Source organism: Shewanella subflava (genome assembly GCF_025971955.1).
Classification (GTDB): domain Bacteria; phylum Pseudomonadota; class Gammaproteobacteria; order Enterobacterales; family Shewanellaceae; genus Shewanella; species Shewanella subflava.
This window is the reverse complement of record NZ_JAPDMX010000024.1, coordinates 159,562-179,289: the sequence shown is the minus strand read 5'-3', so window position 1 is coordinate 179,289 and position 19,728 is coordinate 159,562. Positions and strand designations below refer to the sequence as shown.

General features: G+C 43.0%; 20 protein-coding genes and 1 pseudogene. 8 read left to right on the top strand and 13 right to left on the bottom strand.

What is annotated here, in order from left to right; all coding sequences use genetic code 11:
* Nucleotide 1: 1 nt before the first annotated feature.
* Nucleotides 2–1,549, top strand: coding sequence for an ATP-binding response regulator (locus OHT75_RS09975; protein WP_264726325.1), 1,548 nt, complete (start codon nucleotides 2–4; stop codon nucleotides 1,547–1,549).
* A 206-nt stretch (nucleotides 1,550–1,755) separates the two neighbouring features.
* Here the strand turns inward: OHT75_RS09975 and OHT75_RS09970 are convergent, their stop codons facing one another.
* Entirely contained in the window at nucleotides 1,756–3,081 is a 1,326-nt protein-coding gene (locus OHT75_RS09970; RefSeq protein ID WP_264726324.1) for a M20 metallopeptidase family protein, read from the bottom strand.
* 224 nt (nucleotides 3,082–3,305) lie between these two features.
* A complete protein-coding gene (locus tag OHT75_RS09965) occupies nucleotides 3,306–4,745 on the bottom strand; it encodes an MBL fold metallo-hydrolase RNA specificity domain-containing protein (protein WP_264726323.1) in 1,440 nt (479 codons plus the stop codon).
* 126 nt (nucleotides 4,746–4,871) lie between these two features.
* On the opposite strand from OHT75_RS09965, the gene OHT75_RS09960 reads away from it, so the two are divergent.
* Both OHT75_RS09960 and OHT75_RS09955 read left to right on the top strand, forming a co-directional pair.
* Nucleotides 4,872–5,504 carry a flavin reductase family protein gene (locus OHT75_RS09960; protein ID WP_264726322.1) on the top strand — a complete coding sequence of 211 codons (633 nt, stop codon included), beginning with the start codon at nucleotides 4,872–4,874 and terminating at the stop codon, nucleotides 5,502–5,504.
* 1 nt (nucleotide 5,505) lies between these two features.
* Nucleotides 5,506–6,519: an ecdysteroid 22-kinase family protein gene (locus OHT75_RS09955; protein WP_264726321.1), complete on the top strand. Its 1,014-nt coding sequence runs from the start codon at nucleotides 5,506–5,508 to the stop codon at nucleotides 6,517–6,519.
* A 9-nt stretch (nucleotides 6,520–6,528) separates the two neighbouring features.
* Here the strand turns inward: OHT75_RS09955 and OHT75_RS09950 are convergent, their stop codons facing one another.
* Entirely contained in the window at nucleotides 6,529–7,437 is a 909-nt protein-coding gene (locus OHT75_RS09950) for an AraC family transcriptional regulator (RefSeq protein ID WP_264726320.1), read from the bottom strand.
* A gap of 201 nt (nucleotides 7,438–7,638) precedes the next feature.
* Here OHT75_RS09950 and exaC point away from each other — a divergent pair, with 201 nt between their 5' ends.
* The 4 genes from exaC (at nucleotide 7,639) to OHT75_RS09930 (ending at nucleotide 10,841) form a co-directional block, all read left to right on the top strand.
* On the top strand, nucleotides 7,639–9,159 hold the full coding sequence (gene exaC, locus OHT75_RS09945; protein ID WP_264726319.1) for an acetaldehyde dehydrogenase ExaC: 1,521 nt from the start codon (nucleotides 7,639–7,641) through the stop codon (nucleotides 9,157–9,159).
* A 181-nt stretch (nucleotides 9,160–9,340) separates the two neighbouring features.
* A complete protein-coding gene (locus tag OHT75_RS09940) occupies nucleotides 9,341–9,709 on the top strand; it encodes a response regulator (RefSeq protein ID WP_264726318.1) in 369 nt (122 codons plus the stop codon).
* A gap of 156 nt (nucleotides 9,710–9,865) precedes the next feature.
* Nucleotides 9,866–10,429, top strand: a complete 564-nt coding sequence (locus OHT75_RS09935; protein ID WP_264726317.1) for a DJ-1/PfpI family protein — start codon at nucleotides 9,866–9,868, stop codon at nucleotides 10,427–10,429.
* 94 nt (nucleotides 10,430–10,523) lie between these two features.
* Nucleotides 10,524–10,841, top strand: coding sequence for a ribbon-helix-helix domain-containing protein (locus OHT75_RS09930; RefSeq protein ID WP_264726316.1), 318 nt, complete (start codon nucleotides 10,524–10,526; stop codon nucleotides 10,839–10,841).
* A 12-nt stretch (nucleotides 10,842–10,853) separates the two neighbouring features.
* On the opposite strand, the gene OHT75_RS09925 is transcribed toward OHT75_RS09930, so the two are convergent.
* The 3 genes from OHT75_RS09925 to OHT75_RS09915 all read right to left on the bottom strand — a co-directional run bounded on the left by OHT75_RS09925 (nucleotide 10,854) and on the right by OHT75_RS09915 (nucleotide 13,439).
* Nucleotides 10,854–11,546 carry an SDR family NAD(P)-dependent oxidoreductase gene (locus tag OHT75_RS09925; RefSeq protein ID WP_264726315.1) on the bottom strand — a complete coding sequence of 231 codons (693 nt, stop codon included), beginning with the start codon at nucleotides 11,544–11,546 and terminating at the stop codon, nucleotides 10,854–10,856.
* Between the two features lie 217 nt (nucleotides 11,547–11,763).
* Nucleotides 11,764–12,855, bottom strand: a complete 1,092-nt coding sequence (locus OHT75_RS09920) for a branched-chain amino acid aminotransferase (RefSeq protein WP_264726314.1) — start codon at nucleotides 12,853–12,855, stop codon at nucleotides 11,764–11,766.
* A 215-nt stretch (nucleotides 12,856–13,070) separates the two neighbouring features.
* A complete protein-coding gene (locus OHT75_RS09915) occupies nucleotides 13,071–13,439 on the bottom strand; it encodes a RidA family protein (protein WP_264726408.1) in 369 nt (122 codons plus the stop codon).
* Nucleotides 13,440–13,677: 238 nt separating this feature from the next.
* Here OHT75_RS09915 and OHT75_RS09910 point away from each other — a divergent pair, with 238 nt between their 5' ends.
* On the top strand, nucleotides 13,678–13,878 hold the full coding sequence (locus OHT75_RS09910; RefSeq protein ID WP_264726313.1) for a cell division protein ZapB: 201 nt from the start codon (nucleotides 13,678–13,680) through the stop codon (nucleotides 13,876–13,878).
* A gap of 15 nt (nucleotides 13,879–13,893) precedes the next feature.
* On the opposite strand, the gene OHT75_RS09905 is transcribed toward OHT75_RS09910, so the two are convergent.
* From OHT75_RS09905 to OHT75_RS09875, 7 genes and pseudogenes are all read right to left on the bottom strand, one after another.
* Nucleotides 13,894–14,100 (bottom strand): DUF1107 domain-containing protein, encoded by a 207-nt coding sequence (locus tag OHT75_RS09905; RefSeq protein ID WP_264726312.1) that lies wholly within the window; start codon nucleotides 14,098–14,100, stop codon nucleotides 13,894–13,896.
* Nucleotides 14,101–15,038: 938 nt separating this feature from the next.
* A complete protein-coding gene (locus OHT75_RS09900) occupies nucleotides 15,039–15,656 on the bottom strand; it encodes a thiol:disulfide interchange protein DsbA/DsbL (RefSeq protein ID WP_264726311.1) in 618 nt (205 codons plus the stop codon).
* 174 nt (nucleotides 15,657–15,830) lie between these two features.
* Complete coding sequence (locus OHT75_RS09895; protein WP_264726310.1) at nucleotides 15,831–16,820, bottom strand: serine/threonine protein kinase; 990 nt, start codon at nucleotides 16,818–16,820, stop codon at nucleotides 15,831–15,833.
* Nucleotides 16,821–16,851: 31 nt separating this feature from the next.
* Nucleotides 16,852–17,151, bottom strand: a complete 300-nt coding sequence (locus OHT75_RS09890; protein WP_264726309.1) for a DUF3630 family protein — start codon at nucleotides 17,149–17,151, stop codon at nucleotides 16,852–16,854.
* A gap of 12 nt (nucleotides 17,152–17,163) precedes the next feature.
* On the bottom strand, nucleotides 17,164–18,648 hold the full coding sequence (locus OHT75_RS09885; protein ID WP_264726308.1) for a protein adenylyltransferase SelO: 1,485 nt from the start codon (nucleotides 18,646–18,648) through the stop codon (nucleotides 17,164–17,166).
* A 13-nt stretch (nucleotides 18,649–18,661) separates the two neighbouring features.
* Nucleotides 18,662–18,991, bottom strand: coding sequence for a hypothetical protein (locus OHT75_RS09880; protein ID WP_264726307.1), 330 nt, complete (start codon nucleotides 18,989–18,991; stop codon nucleotides 18,662–18,664).
* A gap of 199 nt (nucleotides 18,992–19,190) precedes the next feature.
* Nucleotides 19,191–19,728, bottom strand: a pseudogene (locus OHT75_RS09875) (hypothetical protein); the annotation flags it as partial.

Below are 19,728 nucleotides of genomic sequence, written 5' to 3'. Positions count from 1 at the left end.
GATGCAATTGAACCAGATGACAGCAATGATTATCGAAGACATGGATGCAATGCGTAATATCATGGTTGAACAACTACGCCAACATGGTTTTGGACGCGTACTACCCGTTGAAAATAGCCGACGCGCATTAGAAATTCTCGAAAATAATAACGTAGACATAGTACTGCTTGATTGGATTATGCCCGGTGGCAACGGCATTGAAGTATTAAAAATGATGCGTGCCAACCCTCTATGGCACTCGATTCCGGTCATTCTCGTTACCGCTCACACCAACCGAGACATGGTGACACAAGCCATAAAATATAATGTGTCTAACATTATCGCCAAACCCTTTACGGCAAAAGCATTGCAAACCAGGGTGTTACAAGCCTTAAAAGCTGAACGCAAAAATCTATTCGAACAACTGACCCCAAAAGAGCCTGATGAAGTGACAACGCAATCACTCGCGGATGAGACTAATAGCATTTTAATTGTTGATGACGTACCTGACAATTTGGCATATTTGGTGGGTTTATTAAAAGATGATTATAAAATTCGATTTGCCAAAAATGGTGCAGCAGCCTTAAAAATTTGCCAATCAGCCACACCACCGGATTTAGTGTTACTTGATATCATGATGCCAGATATGGATGGCTACCAAGTGTTAAAATCCATGCGCGAACATCCACAGTCTGATCAAATCCCAGTGGTATTTGTTACAGCACTCACAGAGATTGAGCATCAAGTGGCTGGACTAAAAGGCGGTGCAATCGATTATCTTACCAAGCCCATTCAGCCAGAAATTTTAAAGTTACGGGTTAAAAACTTGCTGGCCACGGTCAATTTACAACGCGGCCTACAAGCTAATTATGACAATATGCTGGCTATGGCCAAGCTTAAAGACAGTGTTGAAGATATCGTTCATCACGACTTAAAAGGCCCATTAGTGTCGATAAGTGCCATGGCACAGCGTATTGCGCAAGACAAAAGCTACCCAAAAGAGTTACAAACCAAAATCAGCCAAATTGAAGAGATGGCACAGCAATCAATTAACACTATCAGCTTATTTTCAGTGTTATATAAAATTGAATCAGGTCGATTCCAATTATCGCCAGAGCGCTTTTCGATCCACAATATAATTAAGCGTATTTTGAACGTGATGCATGTTACTTTTCACCACAAAAAACTGGTGGCATATCAGATCCCTGATGAAGACCCTAATCAAGAATTTTTTGTTACGGGTGATCCAATTTTAACTTATTCATTGCTACTAAACTTGATAAAAAATGCCTTTGAAGCCGCCAAAATCAGCACAAAAGTAGCCATTCATTTTGAATCGGATGACAAAATGGTCAATGTTAAGATTGAAAATACTGGCGTAGTACCCGAAGAGATACGTGATACTTTTTGGGATAAATACGTATCATCAGGTAAATCTAAAGGCTCTGGGCTGGGGACATATTCAGCTAAAATACTCACCCAAGCTCAAGGCGGCACCATCGAATTATCCATTGATGACTTACAAAACTTAACCAGTATCACGGTATCTTTGCCTGTGGCAAAAAACTGAAATGGTTAACCTGAATACCCTATTCAACCTCAACTTAGGCTAAGACACAAACAAAACAAACTTTAAAAATCGATAATTCAACGACTTAAAACAAAAATAGAATTTAGACTGATATCTAGGCGAATGAATGCGTCATGATTGACGCAATGCCCCTTTGCACATCTGGTTATTTAATGCCTGTATCAAGCATACAGGCACGGTTATCATTATTGATTAAACAAGTCCATCGCTGTGCGGGTCATGGCTTTCACCCCCGTTGCGATAGTGGCTGGGTAGTCTGGGGCAAACTGGCTTGAATGCAATGATGGTAAGCTTGTCCCCTTTGCGACACTGTCAGCATACAATGTGGGTTCCACCGCCCCTAACCAAAACAGTGTAATGGGCACTTTTTCTGCGGTTCTTCCATATAAGCCAAAATCTTCGCCGGCCATTACAGGCGGCGCAACTTGCACATTGTCAACACCAAGCTCAGCTTCGATACTGGCTTTCACTGTTGCCGCTAATGCTGGATCGTTGTAGGTAGAAGGGATGGTTTCATCGTCATGCACCTTCACTTCAGGCATTAAATCATCCGGTAGACCCGCACTGAGTGCAATTCCCCGAGTAATACGCTTAATCGCTTCAATTTGTTGGGTTCTCACCTCTGGATTGTAGGAGCGTAGGGTTAACTGCAACATGACTTCATTTGAAATAATATTATGTTTCGCGCCACCATGAATTGAGCCCACGGTAACCACATTTGGCTCCAGCGGCGAAATCTCGCGACTAGGGATCGTTTGCAAAGCAAGTACCGTTCTCGCCGCCAATACCACGGGATCGATGGTGGTATGGGGGTAAGCACCATGGCCGCCTTTGCCTTTGATTTTTATATCAACAGAATCAACATTGGCAAGTGCATAACCGCTAATCACACCGACTTTGCCAGCGGGAATACTGGCGCTAACATGCAAACCTAACACTGCATTTGGCGTTGGAAACTGACTAAATAAGCCTTGCTTTAACATCGCTTTAGCCCCGCCACCGACTTCTTCAGCGGGTTGAGCGACCATCATAAGCGTGCCTTGCCATTCCGCTTTATGTTGCATTAACTGTTGTGCCGTGCCAATTAAACTGGTCATGTGAATATCATGGCCACAGCCATGCATGATGCCAACGGTATTATTGTTGGCATCTACAGTGGTCACAGTTGATGCATAGGGTTTGCCCGTTTGTTCAACAATCGGTAAACCGTCGGTATCGGCGCGGATCATTATGGTTGGTCCCGATCCATTTTCAAAAATGCCCACAACACCGTAACCGCCAAAATTTTTGGTGACGGTAAACCCTAATGCCGTCAGTTCTTTTGCCATACGCTCACTGCTGTTTTTTTCTTGATATGACAACTCAGGATTTTGATGAAGATGCAGATATAACTTTTCTAACTGCGGTAGCGCCTTCGCTACAGGTGCATCTAACGATGATGCCATCACATTTGCTGCTATCAATGGACTGATTGATATCGAAACCGCTAAAGCAAGTTGGGTTAATTTCATCTATATCTTCCTGATCATATTCTGGTTTTTTTGGCTGTTCATTCACTCTAAACGAGGTGGCTAAAGAACACCAGCAACGAAAGTAGCACTGATGTCTGCGGTACTTGTGTATTAAACATACATCAATTTTAATCTGACTCTTGTAAATCTGAACTCGAGGCCACTTAACCAACTCAGCGCAACAATGCGCCAGCCCCATCAACAACGCCTGCCTCTTTGCATATTTAAGGCACCCAAACCAGCTCAGGCAAAGCCGATAAATCTAAACAATTGCCCTTTTCAGCGATTACCGCATGCTGCGGAGCTAGAGCGGGGTCGGCTGTTAACTTATCAATTAAGATTTGCTGTGATTCAGGTTCGCCATGCACTAGCACTACTGGCGGTTGATTGACAAAATGACGATACCAATTCAATAGCTCCACTTGATCCGCATGGGCAGATAACCCCCCAATAGTATGGATGCTGGCCGCCACCTTAATACTCTGACCGTGAATCGTAAGCGTTTCGGCCCCGTCAACCAATAAACGCCCTGGTGTCCCCTGCGCTTGATAACCACAAATAATGATATCTGTGCCCTTACGCGCAAGATTATGGGCTAAATGATTACGAATACGTCCGCCATTACACATGCCACTACCCGCAATAATAATCAGCCCTTCATGTATATCATTCAGCTCGATTGACTCTTCTGTACTGCTGGTAAATTCAGCGGTTGATAACAAGGGATGTTGGCCTGGTGATAAGCGAGTAAAACGCTTAAAGTCATCATCCATTAATGGGTAATTATTGACATACACCTGAGTTGCTTTAATCGCCATCGGGCTATCAAGACAAATTCGCCAGCGCGATAAATCCCATTCTTTGGCATAAATATGGAATAAATACAGTAACTCTTGCGCACGCCCCACAGAAAAAGCAGGCAGTAAAATATTGCCACGGCTTTTATGAATGGTGGTGGCAAAGATGCCTTTAAGCTCAGTCAGAGTCTCTTGCCAACTGCGATGCTGACGGTTGCCATAGGTGCTTTCCATCATGACTAAATCAGCATGTTCTATCATGGTGGGATCTGACAAAATCGGCATTCCCTCTCGGCCAAGATCGCCGCTGAATACTAACTTTTTTTGTTCGGGCGGCTGACCCAGCCACAACTCAACCACTGCAGATCCTAAAATATGCCCTGCATCGGAGAGCGTTACCTCAATATCATCTGTCATCGCAATACGGTGGCCATATTCTAAAGCGACAAATTGGGTTAAAACCTGATCAACATCGTCTTGGGTAAATAAGGGGTCAAGCGGTGCTAAGTCATTTTTAGCACGCTTTTTATTTTGCCGCTCTGTATCTCGCTCTTGCAGCATAGCGGCATCTTTTAACATAATAGCGCATAGCTCTGCCGAGGCTTTATGGGTATAAATTGGCCCTGTAAACCCTTGCTTTACTAATAGTGGTAATCGACCCGAATGGTCAATATGGGCATGACTTAGTACCACGGCACTCATCAATTCAGGCTGAAAATCAAACGGCTCATGGTTACGTAGCTCGTCCGCCTTACTCCCTTGAATTAATCCACAATCAAGTAATATAGATTGCTGGTTAACTGTAATTAGGTGGCAAGATCCAGTAACCTCTTGTGTTGCGCCTAAAAATCGCAATGTCATTTGCATGCCAACCTCCAGTTTATGTGCCAGATACCCTCTATTATTTAATAGTAGGCTGTTCAGGGCAAAAAGGCGGGAGCTGGATCATAAATGTTCAAAAAACACACATTGGCTACGATAAGGAACTGACTTATGGCTCAAAACGATCGCTATTTTTATCAACCAAGTCAGGGGCATGGCTTAGCTCACGATCCGCTAAATGCCATTATCAGCCCGCGCCCAATTGGCTGGATATCATCAAAAAATGCTCAAGGGCAACGTAATTTAGCGCCTTATAGCTTTTTTAATTGTTTTAATTACACCCCACCTATTATTGGTTTTGCCAGTATCGGTAAAAAAGACAGCGTCGCCAATATTGTTGAAACAGGTGAATTTGTGTGGAACTTAACCACCCGAGCATTAGCTGAAAAAATGAATCAAACCTCTGCAGCTTTACCCCGTGGGGAAGATGAATTTGCTTTTGCAGGATTAACCCCGTTACCGAGTGAATTGATAGGGGCGGATAGAGTTGCCGAAAGCCCAGTACACTTTGAGTGTAAACTCACCCAATGCATTCAATTAAAAGATGCCAATGGTCAAGATATTGATACTTGGCTAGTGCTAGGTGAAGTGATTGCAGTGCATATTGCTAATTATCTGATTGCTGAGGGTATTTATCAAACAACACTTGCCGAACCTGTGCTCAGAGCGGGCGGCCCAAGCGCTTATTACACAGTGAGTGAAAACAATCGGTTTGATTTATTTCGTCCGGTAATGCCAAAGTAATATGCAATCACAACATTTAGCAAAAATCATTCAAGCCATTGAGGCTCATAGTGTTTCCCATGTAGACACGCTTCAATCACTTTGGGGCGGTTACGGTGAGCTTGTGAGAGTGTATTTAACAGGGCATCACTGTACATCGGTCATTGTGAAACATATTCAATTTCCACAGCCCAAAACTCACCCTAGAGGCTGGGCAACGGACTTATCCCACCAGCGAAAACTTAAATCTTATCAAATAGAAAGTTATTGGTATCAGCATTATGCCCATCTCTGTAAGGCTGACTCTTGTGTGCCCAAATGCCTGTGGATTGAAACCTCTGAACACGAGACACTGCTTATTTTAGAAGATTTGGCGGTACTGGGTTTCAATCGTGTTAACCCTCAACCCACGCAAGCGGTTATTCAAGCCGGTTTTACCTGGTTGGCGCATTTTCATGGCCAATTTATGCAACACACTGGCGAGGGATTATGGCCTATTGGCAGTTACTGGCACTTAGCAACAAGGCCTGATGAACTGGCCGCTTTGCAAGATATTAAGTTAAAAAACGCAGCAATCCCCTTGGACAATCTACTTAACAATTGTCCATTTCAAACGGTAATACACGGCGATGCCAAGCTGGCCAACTTTTGTTTCACCCCCGATTTAGCTCAGGCCGCAGCGGTCGATTTTCAATACATTGGCAAAGGCTGTGGTATGAAAGATGTGGTCTATTTTCTCAGTAGTGTGATGGCCTTTAACCAACCCACTGCGAGTATCGAACAAGCCGTACAGCTGTATATTGATTTTTACTTCGAACAATTAGCCCTTAGCACAAACTACTACCATCCCACTATCGATTTAGTACAACTCGAAAAAACATGGCGTCCGCTATACGCTATTGCTTGGGCTGATTTTCATCGTTTTATCAAAGGCTGGAGCCCTGAGCATCCTAAAATAAATGCCTACTCTGAAACGTTAACCTTAACAGCATTGGCACAATTAGCTGCTGAAAACAGTGACACAGCTAAGCAATAGATGACCTCATTAACTGTTTAAGTGACGCAGTTTATAGTCAGTGGGGCTCATGCCATAACATTGTTTAAACAAGCGGCTAAAATGGCTAGTACTGTGGTAACCCAGCGAAAAGCAAACCTGAGTAATTTGCTGACCTTGGGCAATAAATTTTGCCGCCTGCTTAAGCCTAAGTTGTTGCTGAAAAGCCATCGGCGTACAACCAAAATGATGTTTAAATTGGCTAAAAAACTTGCTGCGACTCATGCACGCTAAGCGGCATAACCCATCAATATCTAATCCTTCATGCAAATGGGTTTTCATATGGTGCAACACTGAGTTCAGACCATTAAATTCAGGATTTTGCTCACTATGAAACAATAAAAAATCGCGCGTTTGAAAACGCAATAGTCGAATCACTAATTCTGAAATGGCTAAATCGATCAAGCAACGTCTGTCTTGGTCGTTTTCAGTAAAGATATGCACCATCCGCTCAAGCAGTGCTTGGGTTTGTTGATTATGATGGGTGTGAATGATGGATTGTTGATGCTGCCAAACACCGTAGGCTTTATCAAGTGGGGAACACATTTGCAGTTGTTCTGCCACCTGCGTCACTTTATCGGTCGCGATTTCAATGGCTAAACAGGTCGTTGGCTGATGAATTTTCGCCTCTGGAAAATCAATTTCTACCGCCTGATTGGGTGCCATGATAAACGATTCGTGCGGGTAAAAAGCCGCCTCATAATCATCTGCCGAGTGCATGACTTTTTTACCTGTCACCATGCCACAAAATAATAATTGATCTGACTTCAACGCCACCCGGGACGCTTGCTCAAAAGTATCGTAAATACTCAGCTCTGCCTCAGGGGCCGAAAAAGTCATTTTATTTTCTACCAACACCTGAGGTGCTGCGCGCTTTTGTTGTAAACATCCTTTTATCATCGTTTCACCTATAGCAGGGTTATACCTCTGGAATATAACAATCCTGTACAACAATCCTTGCTATCGGCGACAACATAAAACACAGGTTACATTATCAATATGTACTGTGAGTCAACAGCTGTGGATTTTCAGAATAGCGCCCTTGTCAATATTTGTTCTAGGTTAATTAGTCATCCCAAAAATACAATTAGAGGAAAGTATATGATTTATGCAGCACCCGGCGAAACAGGATCTGTCATCACATTCAAAGCTGTCTATCAAAACTACATCGGGGGTCAATGGGTCGAACCGGTTAATGGCAAATACTTTGATAACATCAGCCCAGTCAATGGCCAAGTTTTTTGCAAAATTCCACGTTCAGACCAGCATGACATCGATTTAGCATTAGATGCAGCCCATAACGCCAAGGCGGCTTGGGGCTCGACCTCGGCAACTGAGCGGTCAAATATTTTACTCAAAATAGCCGACCGCATTGAGGCTAATTTAACCCAACTTGCAGTAGCAGAAACCTGGGATAATGGTAAAGCCGTACGTGAAACATTAAATGCGGATATTCCATTGGCTGTAGATCATTTTCGATATTTTGCGGGTTGCTTGCGCGCGCAAGAAGGCACTGCGGCTGAAATTGATGCCAATACGTTGTCTTACCATATCCATGAGCCTTTAGGCGTGGTCGGCCAAATTATTCCTTGGAACTTTCCTATCCTGATGGCCGCTTGGAAACTCGGTCCAGCATTAGCGGCGGGTAACTGCGTGGTATTAAAACCGGCAGAACAAACCCCAGCATCGATTTTAGTGCTAATGGAAATCATTGGCGATTTATTGCCCGCAGGCGTGCTGAACATAGTCAACGGTTATGGCGCCGAAGCTGGCCAAGCCTTAGCCACCAGCAAACGTATAGCCAAAATTGCCTTTACCGGCTCAACACCTGTGGGCTCACATATTATGAAATGTGCCGCTGAAAACATTATTCCGTCTACCGTAGAGTTGGGGGGGAAATCACCCAATATTTTCTTCAATGATGTTTTCAATTTTGAAGATGAATATCTCAGTAAATGTATTGAGGGTGCGGTGTTGGCATTTTTCAATCAAGGCGAGGTATGCACTTGTCCGTCAAGGTTGCTGGTACAGGAAGATATTTACCCGCAGTTCATTGCAAAAATCATTGAGCGCTCTAAAGCCATTAAGCGTGGTAACCCACTGGACACCGACACCATGGTGGGCGCGCAAGCCTCTGAAGAACAATTCGATAAAATCATGAGCTATATCGCTATCGGCAAAGAAGAAGGCGCTGAAGTATTGCTTGGGGGAGGTGTTGAAAACCTCAGTAGCGCCTATCAAAAGGGGTTTTATATTCAGCCGACGTTATTAAAAGGCACCAATAACATGCGCGTGTTTCAGGAAGAGATTTTTGGCCCAGTGATTTCGGTCACCACCTTTAAAGATGAAGCTGAAGCACTGGCCATGGCCAATAACTCTGAATTTGGTTTAGGTGCAGGGGTTTGGACCCGCGACATGAATTTAGCTTATCGTATGGGGCGAAAAATTGAAGCCGGAAGAGTATGGACTAACTGTTACCACATGTACCCTGCCCACGCAGCATTTGGAGGTTATAAAAAATCGGGTGTCGGGCGTGAAACCCATAAAGTGGCATTAAACCATTACCAACAAACTAAAAACTTGCTGGTTAGCTATGATGTTAATCCATTGGGATTTTTCTGATCAAATAAGTGACTGCTACTCGCGGTAATCGCACTATGCGGTTGTCCAGTACACAGGGCTGAAGTCATTCAGCCCTAATATTTTTGTCTTCATCGCTATAAACTCGCCAACATAACACACTGGATTTTTAGCTGAAATTACATACACTGTCATCAATGATGATTAATTAAACGGGACAGGTATGACAGCTAAAAAAATATTAGTAATCGATGACGACCCCATTTGCTCAGGCGTGTTATTGGCAATTATTGGTGATGAACATCAAGTAATATCTGCTAACTCAGGTTCTAGCGCGTTAGAAATTATCACCACATTCAAACCCGATCTCATTTTACTTGATATCAATATGCCCAACATAAACGGCTATCAAGTTATAAAACTGGTAAAAAATAATCCGCTGACAGAGCATATCCCCATCATTATTCTCAGTGGCCTAGCGGAAGATTCAGACAAAGAGTTTGGCCTGCGCATCGGTGCAGACCATTACCTTACCAAACCTATCTTGCCTGATGAGATTGAAAGCACAATTAAACAATATTTAGGCCATTAACTGCGCCCCATAAAACGAAAGCATTTTGGGCTTTCGTTTTAATCTCGCCCCCATCACCAGTGTTTATTAGCCTTCGTTTGTAGTATCTGATTACTACCACTGTATTTCTTGAGCTATTACAGTAAGGAAGTCATTTGAATATCAATGGAGTTAATCATGGCTAATGTATTAATTATTGCGGGCGATTTTGTCGAAGATTATGAACTGATGGTGCCGTTTCAAGCATTACAAATGGTGGGACATCAAGTTACGGTTGTGTGCCCCAACAAATCGACTGGAGACACTATAAAAACCGCTATCCATGATTTTGAAGGCGATCAAACCTACACCGAAAAACCTGGACATTTGTTCGCATTAAATGGCAATTTCGATACTATTGTCGAATCTCAATTCGATGCCTTACTGATCCCCGGAGGCCGCGCGCCTGAATACCTTCGTCTTGATAAAAAAGTCATTGCTTTAGTACAAGCTTTTGCTGCCAGTCATAAACCGATTGCGGCAGTGTGTCATGGTGCGCAGTTATTAACGGCGGCAAATGTAGTACAAGGTAAAAAGATATCAGCCTACCCAGCTTGCGCCCCTGAAGTGACTCAGGCAGGAGGGGAATATTGTGAGATAGCCGTCACCGAGGCCATTACGGATGGCAATTTTGTCACCGCACCTGCATGGCCTGCACATCCAGATTGGTTAGCACAATTTAATCAATTGCTAAGCCGCTAATTATCAAACTAAAAGTTTCAAGTTTGGATTGCATCAACATATATAATCCGTCACGATGGACAGGCCTTAATAAGCCAACGTGACGGAGCATGATATGTGTGAAATTTATTCTGGAGCTGAGCCAGAACTCTTTGCATCACAAACCCGATCTATTCGCATTGACGGTGTGGTGACCAGCATTCGACTTGAAGCAGTGTTTTGGCAAATTATTCAACAAATCGCTGATGACGCCGATTTATCTATCGCGGAGTTTCTCACTCGCATTTATCGTGAAGTTATCATTAAACGCGGCGAAATTAATAATTTCAGCTCTCTTTTGCGCGTGGCCTGCACCACTTACTTAAATCAGGGCACCCGAATCGCGCTAACACCCTCTCTGGCTAAAAACGATTTTTGGTCACAAAAAAGCTAACGATAACGCAGGCTAACCTCGGTTAATCGTAATATCGGCAATATAACCATGCTGGCTGCTCACTAATGCCTGTTTAAGCATATTGGCGGCTTCATCTGCCTCCATAAAGCTAGAGGTATCTAAGGCTTTACCACTGGTTGGCCAAAAACCTGTATCCATTCCACCTGGATACACTGCGATAATTTTCATTGGGCTACCTTTTAGTTCAAGGCGCACAGACTCAATAAATCCTCTTACAGCCCATTTAGCTGCGCAATAGGTAGACTCTCCGGCTTTTGCTGACAAGGCTGCTGTTGACATCACTACCACCACATTCACCGCTTGATCTTTATAACGTTTGACCGTCTCACGTACCAGCAAAATGGCTGACATAATGTTGTTTTGCAATAACTCAGAGATAGCTTCGGGCCGCTGAGTTTCTATCGCACCAAAATAACCACTGCCCGCACAATGAATCACTGTATGTAATCTCAATTGTGCTTGTTGTGTTTGTTGCACCAGCTCAACTTGGTCAAAAAGGGCAGACACACTAGCTGCCGAGGTTAAGTCGGCAGTAATCGCGCAAATGTTTGCTCCCAGCCCTTGCCTTATGGCATCTAAACGGGTGGTATTACGCCCTGAAATAATCACCTGTTGATTATCGTTATGGTAACATTTGGCTAATGCCGCCCCTAAACCACTGCTTGCACCGGTAATCAAAATCATAATAGCCTCTTAAAGCAAACCCAAAATGCGTGTAGTTAACCTCAGATCAGGATAATAAACGCTTACCTAACAGCCAGCCTAATTGAATTGACCCGCAAACACTAGCAACTGAGTTTAGGCGCAATCAGCTAACATCAAAGTGAGAGGTCAATAAAAAATCCGACATCATCTCTGACATCGGATTTTAATGGCTAACTGAAATATTGCCTAAGCATCGCTAGGGGGCGACTTTCTCAACACGTTTTACCCAGCCATCAGGACCTTGCAGATTCCCTTTTTGAATATCGGTAAACACCTTGTAGATTTTTTTGATATTCGGGCCAACTTTACCATCGCCAACGGTTAAGACACGGTGATCTTCAAAAATATATGATGTCACTGGAGAAACCACAGCTGCCGTGCCAAAACCACCCGCTTCAACAATCTCACCTGACTCAATATCAGCAATAAATTGATCTAGCATGACGGTTTCTTGGCGCACTTCACAACCCAATAACTCGCCTAACTCAAGAATCGATTGCGAGGTAATAGATTTTAAAATGGTGTCAGTAAATTTAGGAATAATAACGGTGCCATCTTTTAAAATATGGAAGTGGTTCATTGCCCCCACTTCCTCAATTTGCTTATTGTTCGCATCAAGATACAACACCTGGGCTGCACCATATTCCGCTGCTGCTTTACCCGCACGAAGTGATGCTGCATAATTACCCGATGCTTTTGAGGCGCCTGTTCCACCAGACACAGCACGGTGGAATTGGGTGGTAATAAGCAAGCGAATACCATCATTCACACCCGCCGCATAATAAGCACCAGAAGGGCTTAGAATCACGCAAAAAGTGTATTGCTGGCTAGGGCTAACAGACAAGCGGTCTTCGGTAGCAAAAATAAACGGACGAATGTATAAACACGCCCCCTCTTGCATCGGAAACCATTTTCTATCAACATCGATTAGGCTATTAATCGCCTTTAACTGAATTTGCTCATCAATATTCGGGATACAGACGATATCGGCTGAACGATTCATACGCTCGGCATTTTTGTTCAGACGGAAAGTATAAATCTCACCATCTTCATGCATAAAGGCTTTCGCCCCTTCAAAAATGGATTGACCATAGTGTAGGGTCATTGCCCCTGGCGCCATTTCAAAAGGACCATAAGGCACAATGCGCGGATCACACCATTGGCCGTCACGATAATCCATCAAAAACATATGGTCGGTACGTAATTTACCAAAACCAACATTACCTTCGGGAGTGAACTGCTCAGTGCGGCGCTCTGACGCGGGTTTTAAATTATATTTTATATCCATTGCATACCACCTTAAAAACTGAGCTTGAAGACTATGGAGAGCAGTAAATAAAGTCAAGTTTACTGTCTCGTTAGTTGCGAAGATTACGTCAATTGAACGTAACAAGCATCAGTATTTTTTTTCAATTTCGTCAATGCAACCACTGACACTGAACAAGAAAGTCATCCAACAAAAAACAGCATCACGACTAAAGTGAGCGTAAATTTTGTGGAGAGTTATTCGATAACGGCGGCAATCACCGACACTTCCACTAAATATTCAGGTTCAGCTATTGCCGCTTGAACACACGCTCTTGCTGGAGCATGACCCGAGACTAACCAATTATCCCATACCGCGTTCATCGCATCATAATCTTGCATGTCTTTAAGGTAAATCGTCGCCGATAAGATATGATTGCGGTCACTGCCAGCTTGTGCAAGCAAGGTATCAACTTCGTCAAGCATCGTTTGGGTTTGGGTGGTGATATCAGCAAACTTATCCGTCGCCACTTGGCCGCATAAATACACAGTGTTATTGTGAATAACGATACTACTCATGCGTTGATTTACATCTATTCGGGTGATCATCTTCTCTGTCGTCGCCATCATTATTAATTTTTCGGACTTAAAAAGTATCACGAACATCGGCTTTTTCGCTATAGAGGATAGGTGAATCTAAGTTGATTTTATTGCGTGATCTGAGGGTGATTGATAAAACAGAACGACAAACAGCAAAATAGTATTAAATTTGGTTTATTTTTTGCCCACTTAGCGATAAAGACTATTCTACAAGGCCTTGTCACTGCTAGAATCGGGGTTCCATCCAGAAACCATAGGACTCCCCATGAGCCTTGAATTATTGTCCCAACTGGAAACCAAAATCCAGGCAACTCTTGAAAATATTGAGCTACTAAAAATGGAGCTTGAAGAAGAGAGGCAAAAAAGCGCTGCACTGACAGAAAAAAACCAACAATTAGAGCAAGACCTAAACTCATGGAGTGATAAGGTCAACGGCCTTGTTGGTTTATTGAATAGCGAAATCTAATCTAAATTGGCTTCGCTACACGGCTTGATGATGCTGTGATTCTATTAGCGCATTCAATTCTAAAACAGCCTGCTTTACTTTCGGCAGGCTTTTTTTCGGCAACAAAAAACGCCCTCGATTAAATTCTAATCGGCCTAAGTCTTTTACCCAAACCACCCCACAGAAAAATATTCTTGCGTGCTTCACTATCAATTTAGGAGCATAAACGGGGAACATTCTCATAAAGCCTCCTGTTTAATTATTTATTTTTTGATAAGTCGCTATACATCTCACCTCAACAGCCCAGTTGTACTGTATTCATGTTCGACAACATCTCTGACAAGCTATCTTGATACATGTTGATGGTGCGCTGTCTATACACAAAATATTTGACTATAAAACATCCAATAAGTTGCATGATGGACAGTGTTTTTTAGTTAAATAATATTTAACCTTAGATGCGAATATTCAAAAAGCAAAGCGACAAAAAAATGCCACTTGCCAATATTTTGACGCACTGATATTATCTTATACGTTACTCAGGGTATAAAGAGCTATTTAGCTCGACACCGTATCGCTTTATAAGCATACGGTTTTTTTTTGCCTATTATTTATGCCCATGACTTAATAATAAATAGTCAGTCATTCCAGCCCTTCTTTTCAGAACACACGAGTGACCAGATCCAACTGCAGCGATATTAAGCTATGCACCTGAGTGAGTCTCTCGAACCAGTCAGTACGACTCAACGGCAAACAATTTGAGCCAGTAAAGAATCCAGCTTCTGAAGAAGGTGGCTTTGATATCACTCACTAAAAAGGAGCTTTCCTAAACATGCGTTAACAAGACGCCGTAAATATATCCCTATAGGCTCGACTAAATCATCCCTGATTTAGAAGCTTGTACCGCACCATTAGCACAGCTCACCGATCACTTGAGTTAATCAGCTATGTTCAAATGAACTGATAAGCCGTGTATCGCATGGATACGTAAGCGAGCTGCCATGGAAGCAATCTCGGCATGTTTATAAGTCGTTAAACATTACCTGACTCCTCAATACCATTGAACGTACTTCAGGCAAAGCCTAATTGATGATAACCACCTATTGGAGTAGGTGGTTTAGGGGCTAAAAACAAAAAAGGAGCCTAAGCTCCTTTTATTGACAATGCGGTTACAGCATCAATTACTGCTTATTCATCTCGGCTAAATAGTAAGCAATATCAAGCAATTCTTGATAAGACTTGATTGAACCCGTTTCAACACGGTACTTACCATTAACCACTAAAGACGGTACGCCTGAAATTTTTGCATTTTTAGCATCACGTGCCATTTTAGACATCTGGGCATTTACCATAAATGAATTGGCTGCGGCATCAAAATCTTTGCCTTCTACGCCATTAGCAATAAATAACAAACGAATGTCATTTTGGTTAGTGAAGCTTTGCTTTTTCTCGTGAATGGCAGAAAATAATGCCGCTTCAATTTTTTCTTCTACTTTCAACTGGTGCGCGATAGCAAAGGCACGCGACATTTCTACCCCCATTTCACGACCAATAAACTCAACATGGGATTGATTAAACGTCACGCCTTCTGGCAAGGTCTTTTTAATTGTTGGAATAACTGTTTTTGAGAAGTTAAAACAGTGGCCACAGAAAAAGGAGAAAAACTCAGTGATTTCAGGCTTGGCAGAACCTGGGCCATCATTGATCACTGTGTAGTGCACACCTTCTTTATAATCTGCAGCGGTTGCCGCTAATGGAGTAAATAGTAACGCTGCCGCCATTAATAATGCTTTTTTCATTTGAGTTCCTTTTATCTATCGCTTTATTCGTAATGTTTTAAATGCGCTATCAACCAATGCAGCTATCTTACCTTTAGCATTGAATAAAATCACAACCTTAAACTGATTGTATTTGTAACAATTTACACCAACCAGTAAAAATTAAGTTTAATTAACCTTCGCTCAGTGCTGTCGTTAAAACAGACTTAACGGAGCTTCATCGAGTGCCGCTAACTGCTCCTTGAATGCCAGAGTTTGTTGTTCCCAATATTTGAGATCACCAAACCATGGAAAGTTCATTGGAAATGCAGGATCTTGCCAACGTTTTGCCAACCACGCATTGTAATGCACCATTCTTAATGCGCGCAAAGGTTCAATTAATACCAATTGACGCGGATCAAAGTCCGCAAACTCTTGATAGCCCTCGAGTAAGGTATCGAGTTGCAATATTTGTTGTTGGCGATCACCGGTTAACATCATCCAAATATCCTGCACCGCAGGCCCTTGCTTAGCATCATCTAAATCGACAAAACCAGGTCCATCAGGAGTCCACAAAATATTCCCTGGATGCAAGTCACCATGTAAGCGAATTGATTTAAATGCTTGTCCTTGCCAAATGGCCGTGGCTTTTTGTAACACTTGTTCGACAACGGTAAAAAAAGCATGCGCCATTGAAGGGGCGACCATACCACTTTGACGTAAGTAATTTAGCGGCTCGACACCCAAGACTTGTGGGTTTAATGCTTCACGGTGCACAAAGGGTTGCTTGGCGGCATATTGATGAATACGTCCAATAAAGCGCCCCACCGCTTCAAGCTGATCAAGATTATCAACTTCAAACGCTCGCCCGCCAATAGAGGCAAATAACGCCATTCGAAAGCCTTTGTAATGATGCAATGTTTTACCATCAATCAGTAGCGGGGCGGCAACGGGCACTTCGTTCTCGGCTAACTCAAGCGAATAATCATGCTCTTCTTGGATCTGTTCATCCGTCCAGCGGTGTGGTCGATAAAATTTAACGACATAACGTTTGCCGTCATCACAGCGAAACTGATATACCCGATTTTCATAACTGTTTAAGGCCAGTAAGCCTGTTTCAGGGTAAACACCTATGCTTTCAATCGCATCTAATATCAAATCGGGTGTCAGTGCCTGGTAATGGAATTCCGTTGCGTGTTCGATCATATTATCCGCTTGTTAGGGTATTGAGTCATAATTAAGACTGAATATAAGGCTGTAGTAAGCTATGTAGATACACTAGCACGTCGAATTCATCTTGGCGTTCGGTGCTGATCCAGCAAATATCGCCGTAGAACTCATAATGCAGCCATAACTGACTGCCTTCGAAATCCAATAGCCATTGGTGACGATCGGCGCCCCACTGACGTTCACATACCTGACAATCTAATGCGCTAGCTAACGGCTGGGCAAAGTCGGCAAATTGCTCAAAATCTATTTTGGCACTGATTAACAAACTTAAATTGTCGCTGTCTAAACTGGCAGAGAGTAACTTCATTTTTATGCTCAATTAACTACTACAGGACATGATTAAACCTTGTCCCCACTCGGGTGGACGTTTGGCAAAATCTTCCATGGTAGGATGCTCTTTAAAAGGTTGACGTAATAACTGATGTAATTGTAATAACTTGCTGTTATCACCTTGCTCTTCTATCGCGATAATCGCTTCTTGAGCTAAGTAATTGCGTAAAATATATTTGGGATTAACGGCATGTCTTTGCAGCTGCCATGCGGAAATATCATCCACGCACCCCACGCGCTGCTGGTATCTTGCAAACCAATGATCAAACTGAGTTACATCAAGCATGTCATCTCGCAAACTGGATGTTTGGCTGTTTATATCCAGTTCACCTATACGACGTAAGCTGTTGGTGTAGTCTAGTTGATTGGTTTCAAGCAAGGTAGTGAACTCGTCCACTAAATGTAAATCTTGCTTTTGCTGCTCAGCTTTCTCTGTGGCGGTTAATGACGCACCTTGAGTGGATTCAAGCTCAGGTAAACCCAATTTTTGTCCCATCAACGTTAAGTAATGATCAACTAGATGACCTTGATATTGATTAAGGGCTTGGATTAAATCATCCGATGCAATAAGCGGCGTCAGGGCTTGTGCGAGTCGCTGCAAATTCCAAAAGCCAACACCAGGTTGTTGACCAAAAGCATATCGACCTTCATGGTCAGAGTGATTACAAATGAAGTCTTGTTTAAAGGTGTCTAAGAACGCAAATGGACCAAAATCAAAACTGTCCCCCAGAATCGACATATTGTCGGTATTCATTACCCCGTGGGCAAAACCAATGCTTTGCCAATGGGCAATCATTTTAGCGGTTGCAGCCACCACTTCATTGAACCATTGAATATAGCCGGCTTTATCGGTCGATAAATGTGGAAAATGCTGCCTAATGGTAAAGTCCGCCAACTGTTTTAGTTTGGCATTACTGCCCTTTTCGGTATAACTAAAATACTCAAAATGGCCAAATCGAATGTGGCTTTTTGCAAGCCTGACCGTGATGGCAGCGGTTTCCTGACCTTCACGCCATACGGGTAAATCCGATCCTATCACAGCTAATGCTCTAGTAGTCGGTACATGTAAAGCGGCTAGGGCTTCAGAAATCAAAAACTCTCGCACGGCTGATCGCATTACGGCTCGACCATCCCCCATACGGGAATAAGGCGTCGGCCCCCCTCCTTTTAATGCCACATCCCAGGCATCCTCAGGTCCAATCGCTTCACCTAAAATGATTGAGCGACCATCGCCAAGTTTAGGCGTATACCCCCCAAATTGATGCCCACTATAGACTTGGGCATAATAGCTCGCTCCCTCTGCTGCATGATTAGCAGAAAGTTGCATCAGTAACTCATCATTGGGTGCAGTCAAGCCAATCAAAGCCGCTGCATCATCGCTCCAACCTAACCAATGGGGATTTGAAATTGGTTGTGGGTAAACCTGACTGTAAAACCCGGTTAGCTGTTCAAAAAAGTCTTGCTTAAAGCGCATTAGCAATATCCTTTTATAGCTGCTTTAAAAAGTCTTTATCACTGATTAGTTGCTGACAGTCTATTTGATTATTGTCTAGGGTTTCGCACTTTTGGCCACATGTGAAATCAACTTGCTCTGTGACGGTAATCCCTTGAATACGCACCAATCCTGAGCCTTTAGCCTGGCATTGCTCTAACGTATCGTAATAACCCTTTATGACATCGTGTTGCAAACGTTGATCTGTATTATCTGTCGCATCAGCAAAGTAGAATAAAGTCCATTCGGGGGTACGAATACAGCCGCTCAATGACAGCGCAACAAGCAAAAGACCCATGAATTGATTAAATGAGGTGACGAGCATGTTAATATCCCTTAAGTGACATCGAAGTGGTTGTGTATCAGCCAAGCTTTATCCAACCTAGGCACAGAAAAAGTGCATAAAAAAGCGGACTGATGTCCGCTTAATTCTACTTCAGTTAGCAATATGATACTCGATATTACTCACATCGGTTTATATTTTAAGCTTTAGCTTTACCTAGGCATCGATCTCAATATGTTAATCATGATTGCGCCTTCAACTTAGCCTTTTCAATTCGACCAATACGACCTTCAAATCCAGTTATTGTGCCATCTGACAATTGATGTGCGATAGCATGCTGGCAGAGCGCAAGCGCTTTATCAAACTGGCCGACATCGCTTAACAAGGTGGTTAAGTGGAGATGGCCCACCGCTTTTCCATCCGCGAACTGTGACTTATCCTGTTGATATAAATTATCAAATAATCCTAAATACGCTTTATGCAATTTAGCACCATATTGGCAATAATCAGCTTGTTTACGCATTTTATAGCTGTGGCCTATGACCTGTAAAAGGGCATCAAACTGAGCCTGCTCACCTTCAGATAATTTGGCTTGTTCCACTATCTTTTTGAACGTGTCACTGGCCCAACTTCCGGGTTTTACTAAGGCCAATTTTTTGATTGGCTCTGGCTCTGGCTCTGGCTCTGGCTCTGGCTCTGGCTCTGGTTCTGGTTCTGGTTCTGGTTCTGGTTCTGGTTCTGGTTCTGGTTCTGGTTCTGGTTCTGGTTCTGGTTCTGGT